At 54.7% G+C, this 17,630-nt stretch carries 20 protein-coding genes; 4 read left to right on the top strand and 16 right to left on the bottom strand.

Translation table 11 applies throughout. The features are described 5' to 3' along the window. Positions 1-9: 9 nt before the first annotated feature. A complete protein-coding gene (gene def / locus EDC90_RS03090) occupies positions 10-525 on the bottom strand; it encodes a peptide deformylase (protein WP_132308454.1) in 516 nt (171 codons plus the stop codon). 166 nt (positions 526-691) lie between these two features. Here def and EDC90_RS03085 point away from each other — a divergent pair, with 166 nt between their 5' ends. Then, complete coding sequence (locus EDC90_RS03085) at positions 692-1,897, top strand: DNA recombination protein RmuC (protein ID WP_432419982.1); 1,206 nt, start codon at positions 692-694, stop codon at positions 1,895-1,897. Positions 1,898-1,987: 90 nt separating this feature from the next. After that, positions 1,988-2,899, top strand: coding sequence for a ribokinase (locus tag EDC90_RS03080; RefSeq protein WP_132308450.1), 912 nt, complete (start codon positions 1,988-1,990; stop codon positions 2,897-2,899). 161 nt (positions 2,900-3,060) lie between these two features. On the opposite strand, the gene EDC90_RS03075 is transcribed toward EDC90_RS03080, so the two are convergent. Then, positions 3,061-4,005 (bottom strand): nucleoside hydrolase, encoded by a 945-nt coding sequence (locus tag EDC90_RS03075; RefSeq protein WP_132308448.1) that lies wholly within the window; start codon positions 4,003-4,005, stop codon positions 3,061-3,063. A gap of 169 nt (positions 4,006-4,174) precedes the next feature. Here EDC90_RS03075 and EDC90_RS03070 point away from each other — a divergent pair, with 169 nt between their 5' ends. Then, positions 4,175-4,579, top strand: a complete 405-nt coding sequence (locus tag EDC90_RS03070) for an Hsp20 family protein (RefSeq protein WP_132308446.1) — start codon at positions 4,175-4,177, stop codon at positions 4,577-4,579. Positions 4,580-4,662: 83 nt separating this feature from the next. Beyond that, positions 4,663-4,923: a DUF1150 family protein gene (locus tag EDC90_RS03065; protein WP_132308444.1), complete on the top strand. Its 261-nt coding sequence runs from the start codon at positions 4,663-4,665 to the stop codon at positions 4,921-4,923. 91 nt (positions 4,924-5,014) lie between these two features. Here EDC90_RS03065 and trmB read toward each other — a convergent pair whose 3' ends face one another. From trmB to EDC90_RS02995, 14 genes are all read right to left on the bottom strand, one after another. Further along, positions 5,015-5,719 (bottom strand): tRNA (guanine(46)-N(7))-methyltransferase TrmB, encoded by a 705-nt coding sequence (trmB, locus tag EDC90_RS03060; RefSeq protein ID WP_132308442.1) that lies wholly within the window; start codon positions 5,717-5,719, stop codon positions 5,015-5,017. A gap of 29 nt (positions 5,720-5,748) precedes the next feature. Then, complete coding sequence (metK, locus tag EDC90_RS03055; RefSeq protein WP_132308440.1) at positions 5,749-6,987, bottom strand: methionine adenosyltransferase; 1,239 nt, start codon at positions 6,985-6,987, stop codon at positions 5,749-5,751. A 283-nt stretch (positions 6,988-7,270) separates the two neighbouring features. Further along, positions 7,271-7,684 carry a helix-turn-helix domain-containing protein gene (locus EDC90_RS03050; protein WP_132308438.1) on the bottom strand — a complete coding sequence of 138 codons (414 nt, stop codon included), beginning with the start codon at positions 7,682-7,684 and terminating at the stop codon, positions 7,271-7,273. Positions 7,685-7,929: 245 nt separating this feature from the next. Beyond that, positions 7,930-9,405, bottom strand: coding sequence for an apolipoprotein N-acyltransferase (gene lnt / locus EDC90_RS03045; RefSeq protein WP_132308436.1), 1,476 nt, complete (start codon positions 9,403-9,405; stop codon positions 7,930-7,932). A 29-nt stretch (positions 9,406-9,434) separates the two neighbouring features. Next, positions 9,435-10,535: a hemolysin family protein gene (locus tag EDC90_RS03040; RefSeq protein WP_432419981.1), complete on the bottom strand. Its 1,101-nt coding sequence runs from the start codon at positions 10,533-10,535 to the stop codon at positions 9,435-9,437. Between the two features lie 151 nt (positions 10,536-10,686). Then, positions 10,687-11,193, bottom strand: a complete 507-nt coding sequence (gene ybeY / locus EDC90_RS03035) for an rRNA maturation RNase YbeY (protein WP_132308432.1) — start codon at positions 11,191-11,193, stop codon at positions 10,687-10,689. 1 nt (position 11,194) lies between these two features. After that, positions 11,195-12,256 carry a PhoH family protein gene (locus tag EDC90_RS03030; protein ID WP_132308430.1) on the bottom strand — a complete coding sequence of 354 codons (1,062 nt, stop codon included), beginning with the start codon at positions 12,254-12,256 and terminating at the stop codon, positions 11,195-11,197. A gap of 241 nt (positions 12,257-12,497) precedes the next feature. Beyond that, positions 12,498-13,886, bottom strand: a complete 1,389-nt coding sequence (gene miaB, locus EDC90_RS03025; RefSeq protein WP_132308428.1) for a tRNA (N6-isopentenyl adenosine(37)-C2)-methylthiotransferase MiaB — start codon at positions 13,884-13,886, stop codon at positions 12,498-12,500. A 48-nt stretch (positions 13,887-13,934) separates the two neighbouring features. Further along, on the bottom strand, positions 13,935-14,735 hold the full coding sequence (locus EDC90_RS03020) for a lysophospholipid acyltransferase family protein (RefSeq protein WP_132308426.1): 801 nt from the start codon (positions 14,733-14,735) through the stop codon (positions 13,935-13,937). 25 nt (positions 14,736-14,760) lie between these two features. After that, the gene (locus tag EDC90_RS03015; protein ID WP_132308713.1) at positions 14,761-15,195 is read right to left on the bottom strand and encodes a Fur family transcriptional regulator; all 435 of its coding nucleotides are present in this window, start codon (positions 15,193-15,195) and stop codon (positions 14,761-14,763) included. Between the two features lie 58 nt (positions 15,196-15,253). Next, entirely contained in the window at positions 15,254-15,700 is a 447-nt protein-coding gene (gene rimI, locus EDC90_RS03010; RefSeq protein WP_245510907.1) for a ribosomal protein S18-alanine N-acetyltransferase, read from the bottom strand. A gap of 83 nt (positions 15,701-15,783) precedes the next feature. Continuing rightward, positions 15,784-16,437 (bottom strand): tRNA (adenosine(37)-N6)-threonylcarbamoyltransferase complex dimerization subunit type 1 TsaB, encoded by a 654-nt coding sequence (gene tsaB, locus EDC90_RS03005; RefSeq protein ID WP_132308422.1) that lies wholly within the window; start codon positions 16,435-16,437, stop codon positions 15,784-15,786. Between the two features lie 26 nt (positions 16,438-16,463). Beyond that, on the bottom strand, positions 16,464-17,027 hold the full coding sequence (locus EDC90_RS03000) for a NifU family protein (RefSeq protein ID WP_132308711.1): 564 nt from the start codon (positions 17,025-17,027) through the stop codon (positions 16,464-16,466). A 78-nt stretch (positions 17,028-17,105) separates the two neighbouring features. Then, positions 17,106-17,597 carry a universal stress protein gene (locus EDC90_RS02995; RefSeq protein ID WP_132308420.1) on the bottom strand — a complete coding sequence of 164 codons (492 nt, stop codon included), beginning with the start codon at positions 17,595-17,597 and terminating at the stop codon, positions 17,106-17,108. Positions 17,598-17,630: the final 33 nt, after the last annotated feature.

Below are 17,630 nucleotides of genomic sequence, written 5' to 3'. Positions count from 1 at the left end.
CCCTGAAATTCAGAGCTTATTCTGCTTGGAAGCCTTGGTGAATTTCTTGATGACCCGGTCCCGTTTCAGGCGTGACAGGTAATCAATGAAAAGCACTCCATCGAGATGATCAATCTCATGCTGGAGGCAGGTCGCGAACAGACCATCGGCCGTCACTTCCTGCTCTTTGCCATCAAGATCAGTATAGCGCACGGTGACCTCTGCCGGACGCTCGACGTCGGCGTAGAATTCAGGAATCGAAAGACATCCCTCTTCATACACCGAACGGTCATCCGACGACGACAGGATCGTCGGATTGATCACGACTTTGGGGTCTTTGTCGTCCTCATCCTTGCTGACATCCAGCACAAGCAGACGACGCGGCACGCCGACCTGAATGGCAGCGAGGCCAATTCCCGGCGCTTCATACATGGTTTCCAGCATATCACCGGCGAGCTTCTTCAGGTCATCATCGATACGCTCGATGGGTTCAGACACTTTGCGCAACACCGGGTCCGGCAGAATAATCATAGGCTTTATTGTCATGGGGTTCCCTTAGCGCAAGTTCACAAAAGAGGAAATGGTTTCATCACTCAGGAACAGCATCAGACGTGCAGTAATTTGCCAGTCGCATTTTTTGTTCACGTTTTGATCTGGAAATTCCAGACATAAATGCTACACTTGTCAAAACCTCAATAAAGGCTGGATGATTTTGGAAACTTTAGAAGCCGCTCTTCGCACAGCCGGGCCTCTGACAATTGGTGTGTTGTTCCTTCTGGCCTGCGTTTTCGTTCTAGGCCTGGTCATGCTTGTCAGGCAAGCCAGCAACAGGCGCGAACGTGCTTTGCAACGCCAGCTGGAAACGCTGGTCAGAGCCCAAAACGAGATGCAGGGGCGCATGGCAACGATGTCCGAACTGTTCGGCAGCAGACAGGCTGAGCTCAATGCGGCTTTAGGATCGCGAATCGACGGACTTTCGCAGAGGATCGGGACAACGCTTCACCAGCAAAACCGGTCAACGCACGAGAACCTCAGACGTCTGCAGGAACGACTCGCTGTAATTGATGCGGCACAAAACAATATTCAGTCGCTGGCGAAAGACGTTGTTGGTCTTCAGGCCATTCTTTCCAATAAACAGACACGCGGTGCTTTCGGTCAGGGGCGAATGGAAACGATCATTGCAGATGCGCTGCCCTCCGGCTCATTCCGGTTTCAGGGCACGCTTTCCAACAACACCCGGCCTGATTGCCTGATTGACATGCCGAATGATGCACCGCCACTGGTGATCGATGCCAAGTTTCCTCTGGAGGCATGGAATGCCATGCGGGATGCCGAAACAGAAGAGGCCCAGCGGGCAGCTGCGCAACGCTTCCGGCGTGATCTCGAAACCCACATCCGGGACATTTCGAAGAAATACCTGCTACCCGGCGAAACGCAGGATACCGCTTTTTTGTTTGTCCCTTCAGAATCGATCTTCGCTGATATTCATGAGCACTACGAGGCAACGGTCCAGAAAGCCCATACGGCGCGGGTCGTGATCGTATCTCCAACCTTGTTGCTGTTGTCTATACAGGTTGTGCAGGCTGTCATGAAAGATCAGCGGATGCGTGAGCAGGCCCATCTGATTCAGGGCGAGGTCGCAAACCTGATGGGCGATCTGACACGTCTGAACGACCGGGTCGAAAAACTGCAGAGTCATTTCTCACAGGCCCGTCAGGATGTGGAGCAGATTCGCATTTCAACCGGCAAGCTTGCCCGCCGCGGCGAACGCATTTCGGCACTGGAGTTTGAGACCAAAGGCACGGATACAGCCTTATCCGGGCAAAGGCCCACAGAGGCCGGGAGCGAAACAGGGGCTCATGACAAGGACAGCGATAGCTTCGGACGCATGAAACTGCGGATCGTGGATGAGGATTGATTGTTTTTGGCCGGAAGGCCTCATAAAACAGGGTCCAACAGGCTTTTATGAGAACAGGCCTCGAAGAGTTCAGCCGCGGGAGAAAGCGCCATGATCACGGTTTTCGGCTCCATCAATATGGACCTCATAGCCACAACAGAAAGACTTCCGAAGCCCGGTGAAACGGTTGCAGGAAATTCTTTTGCCACCGCACCAGGCGGTAAGGGCGCCAATCAGGCACTGGCGGCACAGCGTGCTGGCACTGCCGTTCGGATGGCCGGCGCTGTCGGAAATGACGAATTTGCCGTTCCCGCTACAGCCCTGATGAAAGAAGCCGGTGTCGACCTTTCAGCGCTGAAACAAACAGATGGTCCGACGGGCACAGCGATGATCCTTGTCGACGGGCAGGGAGAAAATGTCATCGTGATCAACGCTGCGGCCAACGGTGAGGTATCGGAAGACGATGCTAGACAAGCTGTCGGCAACATGAACAAAGGTGATTTTCTTGTCCTGCAGCTGGAAATCCCGGCCCCCGCAATCAAAGCTGCACTAGTGGCCGCAGATGAAAAGGGCGTCACATCTGTCCTGAATACAGCGCCTTTGACCCATGAAGCGGCCGAACTGGGCCGTATGGCCGATATCGTCATCGCAAACGAGACGGAATTCGAACGACTGGTCGGTGCTGATGAGCTTGGCAGCGAAGGCCGCATAGCCATGCTCAAGACTTATCATGATGAAACCGGGCAGACTGTTGTGATCACGCTTGGCGGCGAAGGCGCTGTTGCGATGCATGAAGGCACGTTTTACCGAATTGACAGCCTTAAGATTGATCCGGTCGATACAGTTGGCGCTGGCGACACCTTTTGCGGCTACTTCGCGGCCGGTCTCGATCAGGGCCTCGATTTCGAGAAAGCGGCGCATAGGGCTGCTGCGGCGGGAGCACTTGCCTGCCTGAAAGCCGGAGCACAGCCTTCCATTCCGCTTTCAGAAGAGGTTGCGGCGCGGCTTTCGCCGGAGCCCTGACATTACCTGATACAAGACAAAAGCCCGGATTTCGCTCCGGGCTTTTTCAAGCAATGGCGGCTTCCAGAGATTACAGCATCGTGCTTTGTGCATCCGAATGGATGCACGGCGCTCTAACGTCCGCTGATATCTGCCGCTTTGCCGTAGCTGGGTTTGTAGCGTTAAAACCGGCCAAGCCGCTCTGTCAGAAGATCGAAGAAACCCTGAGCATCGGCTTTTCCGATGACAAGTGCATTGGGCTTGCGGTCCGTGACCCGCCACCAGTCGATCACAGTTTCGCCCAGTGTCAGCTCAGAATTCACTTCAATCTCGACATTGCATTCACGGCCTGAGAAAAGCTCAGGCTTAAGAAGGTAAGCTGTTACGGCAGGGTCATGCAGAGGCCCGCCATCGGAGCCATATTTCTCAACATCAAAACGCTCATAAAAGCGCAGCATCTCTGCCATCGCTTTTGCTGCTGGATTACCAAGCCCATCAATCCGGTCGACCCGATCTTTGAGGCAAAGGAGCTGATGCGTCACATCCAGCGGCATCATGACGATCGGAATGCCTGAACCAAACACCAGCTTTGCGGCTTCGGGGTCGACGTAAATGTTGAATTCGGCAGATGGTGTAATGTTTCCGCCTTCGAAATAGCCGCCCCCCATCATGACGATTTCCTGCACCCGCTCGATGATATCCGGCGCCTTTTCAAAAGCCATTGCCACATTGGTCAGTGGACCAAGCGTGCACAGCGTGACCGTTTTTTCAGGATGAGCACGCAGCGTTTCAACCAGAAAGTCCACCGCATGCTTTTCCTGTAGTGGCATCGTCGGTTCAGGCAGATCCGGACCGTCCAATCCGGTTTTGCCATGCACATGCTCCGCAGTGACAAGCGGGCGCTGCAATGGCTTGTCGCAGCCCGCAAAAACGCGCATATCGGTGCGGCCAGCCAACTCGCAGACGATCCTGGCGTTCCGCTTTGTCATCTCAAGCGGCACATTCCCGGCGACGGCTGTGATCCCCAGAACATCAATTTCATCCGGACTTGCAAGCGCCAGCAAAATTGCGGCTGCATCGTCCTGGCCGGGATCAGTGTCGATTATGATTTTTCGTGCGGCAGCCATAGCTTCCCCTCATTCAGTAGAACGCACTTTATTGAGCGCGACATGCATTGATTACGCGGCCAAGCTGTGCGTAGTCCGCAGGGACTTGTCAAGCAAGTAAGTACTTTTCACGCTCTTGCCATCAGCACCAAAGCCTTCCATATCGGAAGCACATGAAAGGAGCGGAGAAATGCCGCGAATAGACCTGCGCCTCGACCCCCTGATCCTGCAATCTGCCGCTGCCGAGACCGTTGTCAAAGGCAGTGCTGGGTATCCACCATTCGACATCGCCTGGTTTCCCGATGAACCGGAAGGCATCTTTTTGCGAATCACGCTGGCAGTGGCTGGTTTTGATGAAAGCGAACTGGAGCTTTATGTTGAAAACAACCTGCTGCTGGTCTCCGGACTTCAGGAAGAAAGACAGAGTGGCGAGTTTCTTTATCGCGGCATCGCAGGACGGCAGTTCAAACGCCAGTTCCAGCTGGCAGACCGCATGGATGTCAAACGTGCCTATCTTGAGCGCGGTCTTTTGAACATAGATCTTTCACGGACGCCTAAAGAGGTACGAAAAATTAACATTTCGGTTTCAAAGTAGGTGGGTCAGCTTGGTCTTGCCGGGTTCAAACCGGTTACAGGACCAGACTTCAAACCAAGACCGCTTGAAAGGCCTCCGCATTCATGGAACCGCTGCGCGCAGAAATTTGCAACGATACCATTCACCTTGCCAGCCTCGGCGCCGGACATATCGGCTATTTCCGCGAGTTGGCGCTGGAAGAGGCAATCCGTCAGTTTCCCGATGCGGCAAACCTGCATTCAAAGGCCGACAGTCTGTGGGCGCTTTTCGACGCCGATGGTTCTCTTATTCTGCTGACCGAAAACCGGACGAGCATCTTCTTCAAGGCGATGGAAGACGATATCAAAACCGCCACGCTTCACTGACAGACAATGAAGCAACCGATGGCTTTGACAGCCGGTTTCATGCCTATGGTCGCCGAGCGGCGACCTTTCCACCCGGTCCGTAGCAGCCGCATCAGATTTTCCTGAATGTCAGATAGGCCGTCTGGCGGCCTTCGCGCTTGGCCTTGGCTTCGTAGCGTGTGCCCGGCCAGTTGTCATATGGTGTGCGCCAATCGTCGGCTGAACGCGCGGTCCAACAAAATCCACCATGCCGGCGGCAATGCAGCAATGTCCAGTTGACATAGGTTTCGATATCGGAAGCAAAGCAGAACAATGCGCCTGGCTTGAGAACGCGATGAAACCGCTCCAGATTTTTCTGTGAGACGAAACGACGCTTCCAGTGCTTCCGCTTTGGCCACGGGTCTGGGTAGAGAAGATCAATATGATCGAGTGAGGCGCCAGGCAGCCAGTCAAGAATTTCAGCTGCGTCATCGTCGTAAAGGCGAATATTGCCGATCCCCTGCCCCTCAATCTGACCTAAAAGTTTGGCCATTGAATTTATGAACGGTTCGACGCCGATGAAGCCTGTATCGGGATTTTCCTGCACACGGTGGATTAAATGTTCACCACCGCCGAAGCCGATCTCCATACGGAACCGCGTTACCGGGCTGTCGAACAGCTGAGAAAGGTTCGCAGGCGATGGTGTGGCCGGGTCGAGCGTAAGCTGCGGCAGCAGCTCATCCAGATTCCGGGCCTGTCGCGCACGCAGGGGTTTGCCCTTTCGGCGGCCAAAGAATGCTTTGCCCGCCGGGTTATTACTGTCACCGGTACTGTTCATTGATATCTCCGCACAACCGGCAAATGCCGTCAGCCTTTAAGGGCCTGCTTTAACGGACGCACGAGATCCAGACGTTCCCACGAGAACGAACCATCACGCCCGGCTTTACGACCAAAATGACCATAAGCTGCTGTTTTGGCATAAATTGGCTTATTCAGGTTCAGGTGACGGCGGATACCTGAGGGCGAAAGATCCATGGTTTCGCGGATCGCAAGCTCAACCTCTTCTTCCTTGACCTTACCTGTGCCATGGAAATCGACATAGACGGATAGCGGCTGCGAAACACCGATCGCGTACGAAAGCTGTATCGTGCATTTTTCGGCCAGGTTTGCGGCAACGACGTTTTTGGCCAGGTAACGGGCAGCATATGCGGCAGAACGGTCCACCTTTGTCGTGTCTTTGCCAGAGAATGCACCGCCGCCGTGCGGTGCTGCACCGCCATAGGTATCAACAATGATTTTACGGCCCGTCAGACCGGCGTCACCATCGGGACCGCCGATTACAAACTTGCCGGTCGGATTAATGTACCAATCGCAACTGTCGGAAATCGGCAACTCACCAAGAGCTTCACGAATATAAGGCTCGACAACGCTGCGGACCTTGGCCGAATCCCAGCTTTCATCAAAGTGCTGGGTGGAAAGAACGATCGAAACCGCCTCGGCGGGCTTGCCGTTTTCATAACGTACAGTCACCTGGCTCTTGGCGTCAGGCCCCAGCAGAGCGACATCGCCTTCCCCGGCTTTGCGGGCATCGGCCAGTGTCTGGAGAATACGGTGGGCGTAGTAGATCGGGGCGGGCATCAGCTCCGGCGTCTCACGGCAGGCGAAACCAAACATAATTCCCTGATCGCCTGCCCCTTCGTCCCCCTGCCTGTCGGATGCGCTATCAACACCTTGCGCGATATGGGCCGACTGCGCATGCAGCAAAACATCGATGCGTACAGTCTTCCAGTGGAACCCGTCCTGTTCATATCCGATATTTCGGATCGCACGACGCGCTGCCGATTTGAAACGGGAAGGATTAACAATCTCATTGCCGTTCTTATCAAGCTTCATCAGGCTTGGCGGCAAACGCACTTCCCCGGCAATGACGACACGGTTTGTCGTTGCCAGAGTCTCGCAAGCAATCCTGACCTTCCAGGGGTCAACCCCGGTTTTCACCGCCTCACGATAAACCAGATCGACAATCTCGTCAGAAATCCGGTCACAGACTTTGTCTGGATGACCTTCGGAAACAGATTCACTTGTAAAGAGATAATTGGTGCGCATCGGGATTCCCCACATAGAAACTTGCCCGAATTTGTTAGACATTTCGCCCACAAATGACAAGCGCACAACAATATAAATATACGTTTATGTGAGCTTTGCGTATCAGCTCAAGCATAAAGTTTCCGGATAAAAAGGTAGCAGAAGGCAGGTGTGCCTTCTGCATCGTTGGCATGGCTCACAACACCAGAGCCAGTGCGAACCGACCATCTATCATGAGCGAATAGCAGTTTCACCGCCGCAGTGGCGGTGAGTAACATACGAACCACCCTGTTCAGTCCGTATCTTACTCTGCTTCAGCCGCCAGAGTTTTCACGAGATCCACCAGTTTGCGACGCACCTTCGGGTCATTGATCTTCACAAAAGCCCTGTTGAGCTGAAGCCCCTCTGACGACGAAAGAAAGTCAACCACATAGCTGGAGCTGGAGGCTTCTGCCATGCCCGAAGCGCTGGTTCCGTGCTCACCCGGCGCATCTTCAAAGAAGAATGAAACCGGTACATTCAGAATGGTCGAAATATTCTGAAGGCGGCTGGCGCCAACGCGGTTGGTACCCTTCTCGTATTTCTGAATTTGCTGGAAGGTGATTCCAAGGCTTTCACCAAGCTTTTCCTGACTCATTCCCAGCATCGTACGGCGCAATCTGATCCGACTCCCGACGTGAACGTCGATCGGGTTCGGCTTCTTTTTGTTTTCTGTCATTTTTCTTCCTTAGTTCGAACTTGGCGAGTGACCCGAGCCATAGCTCACCTCCCATAATACAACCACAAGATTTGGGCAACAAAAAGCCCTAGTTGCGTGTGGAAGCATCTCACTATGCAATTTTATGGTTTTCCGGTCAATTCAGCGTGAATTGCGAAACCTTAGCGTGAGTACGGAGAAACTAAAACAGAAGACATTTTGACTACCAAAGGTAGTATTTTGCGAAATTATAATCAAGCCACACCTTATCGGAGTGTCAATTTCACATCCCTGAGGCCACGCTCATCGAAAGGCAGCCGCTCAAGAATGTGCCCGGACGCTGAAATCATGGCGCTAACGCCATTCTCACCGACACGAATCATAGGCTTCCCAGCCTCGACGGCACGAAGCCGTGCCTGTGCGAAATGTTGATAAGGCCCCGGCGTTTTTCCAAACCAGGTGTCATAAGTCAGGTTGATCAGAACATCTGCATCCGACGCCTGTCCTCTTATCAAACGCGGAAAAATCGCTTCGTAACAAACCAGCGGAAAGAGTCTGAGACCACCAGGGAGCAACAACATCTGACGGTTCGGCGCGGGAATGTAGCTGCCTGCAAGCGAAGAAAGCGTATCAAGCCCCAACGAACGCAAGGAGCTCTCGAAAGGCAGGTACTCACCGAATGGGACAAGATGGGTTTTGCCGGCAATGGAGATTGTTTCTCCCTGGTCATTCAGAGCGTAAACAGCGTTATAAAATTTGGGCCAGCCATCCGGTGTTCGGGCGGCGAACCTTGCCGCGCCAAAAACAAGCACCTGCCCGGGTTTCAGCATTTCCCCGATGACGGTTCTTGCATCCGGACGCTCTTCCAGCAGAAAAGGCAGTATGCTTTCGGGCCACACGATGACATCCGGCGCTTCACCGGGGACTTCAGCTGGCTCGGAAGACAGAGCGACAAGGGTTGAAAAAACAGATGAACGCCCGTCAGGCGTGCGCCAAAGCTGATCATCAAAAGTTGGCTGAACCAGTCGAAAGATAACCGAGCGTCCCTCCGGCTCCCGTTCACGCGAAAGTGAATGCAGGCCATATCCGATATCGAAGCAAACAAGAATCAGGGCCAGCGCAAAGCCGAGATACTTCTCCCGCTTCCCGGAGAACGCCAGAGCGGGAGCGGCGAAAACAAACACAGCAAAACCGCTCAGGATGTAAATTCCGGTCAGACGTACGATCTGCATAAAAAGAGGGATCGGAACAGCCGTATAAGCGAGTGCATTCCAGGGAAAGCCGCTGGCCACATGGCCGCGCAGCCACTCCGCAAGAGCAAAAGCCACAGAAAGAGCTGCGATCCGAAGAAATCCGCTGCGCGGAACGAGTGCCGCAGCTGCCGTGGCAGAGCCATAAAAAACGGCCAGCACAGACTGAAGACCGAAGACGGCAAAGGGCAAGGCCCAGGCAAAATGCGCGGCATCCTTCAAAACGGCAACGCCAAGCCACCAGAGGCCAGCGACGAAATAGCCGAAACCAAACCACCAGCCCGTGACAAAACCTCTGCGCAGACGCGCCCGGAGCGGTGCGGCGCTGAGGTTCGCATCAAGCATCAAAACGAGGCAGGGAAAGACCGCGAACATGATAGGCACCAGACCAAACGGCGCCAATGCAAAACTGGCCAGTGCACCCAGGAGAAACAAGACCAGAAAACGCCGAGGCCCTTCAAGCGACTGGAGCACGTCCTTAAGACGTTGCAATCCGGCAGCTGCCTGCGTAACCACCCGCCCTAACCGCCGTGCCTTACGGCCTTGAACGGCGTTTCTTCCACAGTCTCTGCGCTATCATCTGCAGGCCTGATTTCTTCCAGAACCTCTGGGGCGTGACCGGCATCCAGCATATCTTCCGGAGCGATGGCTTCGGCCACGCCAGCACGGGCCGCGTGTCGCCTGCGGGCCGGACTGCGTTTGCGCAGCACCCGGACACGGCGAATTCTGCGTGGGTCGGCATCGAGAATATGAACCTCGAAGCCCGGAAGCGCCTGAATCACCTCGCCACGTGCGGGAATACGACCAATCTCCGAGAAGATCAGTCCGCCAAGCGTGTCCACGTCTTCCGTGTGCTCACCAACTTCGAAATCCGGGCCGATGGCCTCTGCAATATCCTCAAGCTCAACACGCGCGTCCGCTAAGAACACGTCCTCGGAAACCTTGGTGAACATCGCTTCTTCTGAATCATGCTCATCATCGATCTCACCGATCACCATCTCCACGATATCTTCGTGGGAGACGAGTCCGTCCGTGCCTCCATACTCGTCGATAACCAGTGCCATCTGTGTACGGCCGGCCTGCATACGCTGCAGCAGATCCGAGGCCAGCATTGAAGGTGGCACGAAGAGGACAGGACGGATGATACCGGCATCCGCAACTGATTTATCGAGACTGACGCGGGTCAGGTCCAGAACGTTCTGAGCGTTTGTTTCTTTGTGGCTTTGTGGCTTCACCGAGGCGTTATGACCATTTCGGTTGGTCGCAGTTGCCCGACGACGCCGTTTGCCACGCGCCTGTTTGGAAATATAGGAAAGGAGATCGCGTATATGGACCATACCGCGCGGGTCATCCAGCGTCTCGCAATAAACCGGCATGCGCGAATGGCCGCAATTCTCAAAGATCAGCAACAATTCGCCAACGGAAATGCTTTGATCGACCGCGTCAATGTCGGCGCGCGGAACCATGACATCCTCGACCCGCACTTCCCGAAAGCGCAATATATTGTTGAGCATGGCGCGCTCTTCAGGCGAAAAGTCGCTGTCGCCTCCAGTTTCAGAAAGCGCATCAGCCAGATCTTCGCGCAAACGCGACGTGCCATGTCCACTGCGCCGAAAGCGCATGAGGAGACCTTTGAGAGGTGAGCCTGTGGGTTTTCTCGAGTCCGTGTCCGAAACCGGACTGTTTGGTTCCTCGAGTTCAGATCCGTTTGACGAATCCTGTCCGCTTTCCCGCAGCGGTGCGGTCTGTTGATGGTTCATCGTTCCTTAAGCGTTAAACCGGGTCCGTACCCTGATACGGATCAGATAGGTTAAGTGCGGCCAAAATGCGAGTCTCAAGACCCTCCATAAGCTCCGCTTCCTGTTTTTCGATGTGATCATAACCCAAAAGATGCAAAAAACCATGGGTCAGAAGATGCGTCAGATGCTCGTTAAAGCTCTTGTCCAGTTCGCCAGCCTCCCGTTCGACCGTCTCGAAAGCTAAAACGATATCGCCCAGCATCGGTCCGGGCATCTCACCGGGGGCAACAGGAAAGGCGGGAAAAGACAAGACATTTGTCGGCTTGTCCATGCCACGCCATTCCGCATTGATCCCGCGCACATCGTTATCATCGGTGAAGACGAGCGACAGTTCAACCTCGCCATCGGGAAAAGGCTGCTGTTCTTCTTGTTCCAGAAGCAAGGCCGCTGCCGAAATCACCTCTTTGACGAGATTTTCAAGCACATCTTCGTCCGGCCAGTTCCCGCTTTCGCAGACCAGCTGAAAATCAAACGATGCCATTTCAGGCGTCACCGTTATCGTCATCAGACTTTTGGTGTGGTGTCCTGTCTCCGCCCTCATACGCTGCCACGATGCGGGCAACCAGCGGATGACGGACCACATCCTTGTCTGAAAAACGAATGGTTGAAACGCCCTCGACATTGTTCAAAACGTCTAGGGCCTCAATCAGGCCCGAGCGCATACCGCGCGGCAGATCCACCTGACTGGGATCGCCGGTGACAATAATACGGGAATTTTCACCAAGACGCGTCAGAAACATTTTCATCTGCATAGAAGTCGTGTTCTGCGCTTCATCCAGAATGACAGCGGCATTCGTCAGGGTCCGGCCACGCATGAAAGCCAGCGGCGCGATCTCGATCACACCAGCCGTCATCGCCCGTTCTACGCGCTCACCGGGGATCATATCATAAAGCGCATCGTAAAGCGGTCTGAGATAGGGATCGACCTTTTCTTTCATATCCCCCGGAAGGAAACCAAGCCTTTCACCAGCCTCCACTGCGGGGCGCGAAAGGATAATTTTCTCAATCGCTCCGCGCTCCAGAAGCTGTGCTGCATAGGCGACGGCCAGATAGGTCTTTCCGGTACCCGCAGGACCGACACCAAACACAAGTTCATTGCGCTCCATGGCACGGATATAAGCGTCCTGCATTGGCGTGCGGGCAGCAATCGACTTCTTGCGCGTCGAAATCTGCGACATGGAAAGGCGTGCCTTGCGTTCCATTGTCGGAAGGGTCAGTTGATCGTCGGCGGCCTGCGCCATACGAATTGCCCCTTCAACATCGGATTTTTCCACACTCGCGCCTTTCTGAAGCTGCGCATAAAGATAATCGAGGGCCCGCCGGGCCTGATTGGTGGCGACAGATGCGCCGCTCAGAGCCACGGAGTTTCCTCGTGGCGCTGCATTGATGCCAAGCTGTTTTTCCAGCAATTTCAGATGCTCATCAAACTGACCGAATAATTCGCTGGCATAGCGATTATTCTCGAAAGTGAGCACGAAATGGCTGGCCTCTGGGTTAGAATCCTTCTGCGTAACGTGCTCTGCAACCAGTTCTGTAGCGTTCAAGCGGTCAAGCTCCCTGATCAGCGAAACGGCACGGTGATCCGGTTTTATCCGGATTGAACCGCACTGTGATTGACAAAGATGCGTGTGAAACTGCCCTGTCAAAGACAGGAAATCCGAGATCCCAAAACTGAGTCTTCTCTGGCAAGGCGCTCTTCATAAACAGAAGGCTAAACGCGAAATTTGTCTTTGTGAAGCAAATTGTCTTACTCACAAGGCGATTTCACGGCACCGTCACAGATATTCAGATCCGCTGGGCAGCAAGGCTGTTGGCGGTTGCATCGACGATCCTGACGCGAACCATCTCGCCAATAGCCGCTCCAGCCCCATCCAGAACAACGGCCTGAAGCCATGGTGAACGACCAATCAACTGTCCGGCCTGGCGTCCCGGCTTTTCCAGCAGAACATCCATTTCCATGCCGATACGCGATTGTGCAAACTCAAGCTGGTGCTGTGTCAGCATGGCCTGAAGCCGTTGGAGCCTGTCGGCCTTCTCATCTTCGGGTACATGATTCTTCATGTCAGCACCGGGTGTGCCGGGACGCGGAGAGTACTTGAAAGAAAAGGCCTGCGCGTAGCGGACCTTTTCCACCAGATCGAGCGTAGCCTGAAAATCGTCTTCTGTTTCACCTGGAAAGCCGACAATAAAGTCCCCGGACAAGGCAATATCCGGCCGCGCTTGACGAATACGCTCGATCAGCGCCAGATATTCTTCAGCCGTATGGCGACGGTTCATCGCTTTAAGGATACGATCAGAGCCTGCCTGAACCGGCAGATGCAGATATGGCATCAGCTTGGGCAGGTCACGATGGGCCTCCATCAGGCGCTCATCCATATCCCGCGGGTGGCTGGTTGTGTAGCGCAACCGCTCAATGCCGTCTACGTCTGCCAGATCGAACAGAAGCTCGCCCAGCCCCCAGTCTGCCCCATCAGGGCCGCTGCCATGCCAGGCGTTTACATTCTGGCCGAGAAGCGTGATCTCACGCACTCCGTTTTCAGCAAGACGCCGGGCCTCATCAACAATCTGCTGGCGGGAGCGCGAGACCTCAGCACCGCGTGTATAAGGCACAACGCAGAACGTACAGAACTTATCGCAACCTTCCTGCACAGTCAGAAACGCAGTTACATTTTTCGGCTGCGCAGAGCGTTCTTTCTTGGGCAGATAGTCAAACTTGTCTTCCACCGCATATTCGGTATCAACGATACGCTGTCCGGCTTTGGCTTTTTGCAGCGCCTCTGGCAGACGGTGATAGGTCTGCGGCCCGATAACGACACTGACATCAGGCGCACGACGCAGAATTTCCTCACCTTCAGCCTGCGCAACACAACCGGCAACACCAATCAGGGTTTCCCGGCCCTGCTTCAGCCGCCTGGCCTTCAGCTCACGATAGCGGCCAAGAGCGGAATAAACCTTCTCCGCAGCTTTTTCGCGAATATGGCAAGTGTTTAGCAGGATAAGATCAGCGTCTTCAATTTCCTCGGTCTGCTGATAACCATCAGCCGCCAGCGCCTCCCCCATACGCTCGGAATCGTAGACATTCATCTGGCAGCCATAGGTCTTGATAAAGACCTTGCGCTGATTGCTGGCGGCTGTCGCCGCATCCTGCTGTGTCGATATTGTCTGTTCTGTCATGGCGCGCCTTTTAACGCGGATTTGAACCGGAGAAAATCAAAAAAATCGTCAGTCCGGCAGTCCCGGGCGTCCGCGCAGTCGCTCAGCCAGAAGGCGGCGCATCCGGTCTTCGATTTCAATTGCCGCCACCTTGCGCTTCGTCGTGGCATCAAAGACAACACTTTCGCCGAAGCAAACATCAACATCAAGGGCACGAGCCCTGATCACGGCTGCAAGCGAGGGCAGCATTTCCACATCACCGGGCCAGGCCACAATCGGCCGCTGAAACCGGCCCATAGGCATTCCCTGGATCCCGGTATAGGCAACGGCAACCGGCTGAACATAAACCTTGCCCTCCGGCACTTCCGAAACAGCACTCGATGCCGCACCGAACAGTGAATACTTCAAAGGCCAGAGGCGATTTCCGTCAGAGGTCGTGCCTTCGGGAAACAGAATGATGATCTCTCCGCCGGTCAAACGCGCAGCAATCGTTCCAATCTGCTTTCCCGTACCGCGCCTGTCACCGCGCTCAATAAAGACTGAATTCTGCAACCGGGCAAACAGCCCGAACACCGGCCACGACTTCACCTCGGACTTGGCGATAAAGGCCACATCAGCGACGCGTCCAAGAACGATGATATCCAGCCAGGATGTATGATTAGCAGACAGCATCAGGGGACGGCGCGGCTCTATCCGGCCACGCATATGAACCCGGATACCAAGCACGAAACAGGCAACGATATGCCAGTAGCGCGGCAACTTGCGGGCAAGCGTCCACCTGCGCCACAGACAGAGCATCTGCAATGGCGCCAGAATGAGGGTTGTAATCAGCAGGACAATCGCCACGAAGGCATAACGCAGATAGATCATGCAGCCCGGCCGCCGAAAGTCTCGCTCATCCACGCTCGTCCTTTTTGCGCAGTGGGACACCGTAGAGCTCAAGTCGGTGGTCGACCAGCTTGAGGCCGTACTCACGCGCGATCCGCTCCTGAAGTGCTTCGATCTCAGGTGACTGAAACTCGATCACTTCGCCGCTTTTCAAGTCGATCAGATGGTCGTGATGCTCTTCGGGAACAGTCTCATACCGCGAGCGGCCATCCCGGAAATCATGCCGCGCAATAATCCCGGCATCCTCGAAGAGCTTGACGGTACGATAAACGGTGGAAATCGAAATTCGCCCATCGACCTCGGCGGCACGCTGATAAAGCTCTTCAACGTCTGGATGATCTTCGGCATCCTGCAGCACACGCGCCACAACCTTGCGCTGCTCTGTCATACGCATACCGCGCTCGGCGCAAAGTTCTTCCAGAGTTTTCGATAGGTCTTTCATCGCAACACCGCAAACCGGCTGTGCCGGCACTTCCCAGATTCCCTTGCTGAAGATCGGACTAGCCGAGATCACGGCGCATGACAAGCGCCGTGGACCTCGTACCGTCATCATAAGTGTAGTAGGCTTTTCGGCGCCCGACCTCACTGAAACCAAGTTTACGATAAAGTCCGATTGCGGGCTGGTTTTCAGCATCGACCTCCAGAAGCATATGGGCTGCGCCCTGTGCTTTTGCTTCTGTGAGCGTGGCTGTCATCAGCCGCCAGCCAATGCCGTTGCGCTGAAACTGCGGGTCCACGCAGATCGTCAGAATTTCTGCCTCGTCAAAGGCCACACGACTAAGTACAAAACCGGAGGCTGGTGGACGCACAAGCCTGTTTGTCTGCCGCATTATAAAGCCGAAAACTGTTTTCTGATCGTTCAGCTTGTGAAGTTCACCTGCACTCCAGGCGTGAGAAAAACACTTCCGGTGCACCTCAGCGGCAAGGCCAAGATGCTCATCGTCCATGGGAAAAAATTCAAACTCTGGATTACGCCATAAAAAAGGAACCTGCATCGGCGCTCATTCTTGTTCTTATGCTTTAGCTTTTCTCAAGCTCTGGCAAGCGTGAAGCCAGCCTGCGGTTTTGCATCAGGTGCCCTGAGGTATAACGGCGCAACAGATGTCTCAGCCTTGGCCACAGCTCCCAGACGCGCAATGGTTTCAATGGCGACATTGTCCTCCATCCTGGGCGCAGCAATACCTGCGGCGACAGCACCGGAACCAACGGCAACAGCCTGTCTTTCCATAGCCAAACGCTCAAGCTCATCATACCGCACGGCCGAAGGCTCGGACAGAGGCTCACCCTCAGCATCGAAGGCTTGAATGTAGGCTTCGCCGCGGCGGGCATCGATTGTAGCCAGCGCAACACAACCTTTCAGCCTGGGAGAATGCTGAGCAGCCAAAGCACCAAGAGACGAAACCCCGACACACTGACAGCCGCAAGCCACAGCCAGCGCACGCGCGGTCGACACACCAACCCTTATTCCGGTAAATGATCCCGGCCCGATATTTACGGCAATGCGATGCACCTGCGTCAGTTTCATATCAGCTTCAGAAAGACACGCATCCAGAACCGCCATAAGCCGCTCGGCATGTCCCTTGCCAATTGTTTCACTGACACGCGCCAGAACCCGGTCGGTTTCAGTATCAAGCAAACAGGCCGCACAATCCGCAGCTGCCGTATCCAGTGCCAGTATAATCATTAACGCACCCTGACTGATCCCGTCCGTCAGACGGCCTCGACGTGTTCCACTTCCGGCACGAAGTGATGCAGAAGATTCTGAACACCGTGCTTGAGCGTCGCGGTCGAAGACGGGCAGCCGGAGCATGCGCCCTTCATATTCAGAAACACTGTTCCTTCACGATAGCCGCGGAACGTAATGTCCCCGCCGTCCTGAGCAACAGCCGGACGTACACGTGTTTCAAGCAGTTCCTTGATCGTGGCCACGATGGTTTCGTCGCCAGTATCGAAAAACTCTTCCCCGGAATCGGTATCCAGTTCAGGTGCTGCGGTCGCCATCACAGGCGCACCAGACATGAAGTGCTCCATGATCGCACCGAGGATCGCAGGCTTGAGATGCTGCCACTCGGCATCGTTCTTGGTAACGGCAACAAAATCATAGCCGAAAAACACAGCCTCAACGCCAGGCACCGCGAACAGCCGTGTGGCCAGCGGAGATACCATTGCATCATCGGCGGAGCGGAAATCGGCGTTTCCCGTTTCCATGACAACCTTGCCCGGAAGAAACTTCAGCGTGGCCGGATTGGGGGTCGTCTCTGTCTGGATGAACATACTCATCTCCACATCATATTGGTATCGGACTTGGTCTTTATATCGTCGCTCGCATCAAAGATGACAAGGGGAATCATATTAACACAAGGCGTCGATATCGGTATCATCAAGACCATCCGGCAGAACAGTCACCGGAATTGTGAATGATTTGCCGCGGCCAGCCAGAAGCGAAACCAAAGGACCAGGCCCTTCCTTGGCAGGCCCCGCCGCAAGCACCAGTATGGCAATATCACGATCTTCCTCGACAATCGCGTTGATCACTTCGGAGCGATCACCTTCACGGATCACGATCTCTGCCTCGATGCCGACAGTTTCGCGCGCGCTTTCCGCTGCACGTGTCGCAACGGTTTCCGCTTCTTCGCGTGCTTCTGCGCGGATAAACTCCTGAACACCGATCCACTGCTGGGCGTCATGCTCGGGAATAACGTAGAGAAGCACCAAACCGCCATTTGTGTTTTTTGCCCGACGGGCCGAGTAGCGCACCGCACGTTCGCATTCAGGCGTGCCATCGACGACAGCCATGAACTTCCGCCGATGTCCGGCTTCTCCGGAGAGTCGCTTGGAAACCATATTCAAAAACACCCCGTTAAAAGAACCTGAAAC

Origin of the sequence: Martelella mediterranea, from assembly GCF_004342225.1 — a bacterium.
Taxonomy (GTDB): Bacteria; Pseudomonadota; Alphaproteobacteria; order Rhizobiales; family Rhizobiaceae; genus Martelella; species Martelella mediterranea_B.
This window is presented reverse-complemented; position numbering and strand designations above follow the sequence as displayed.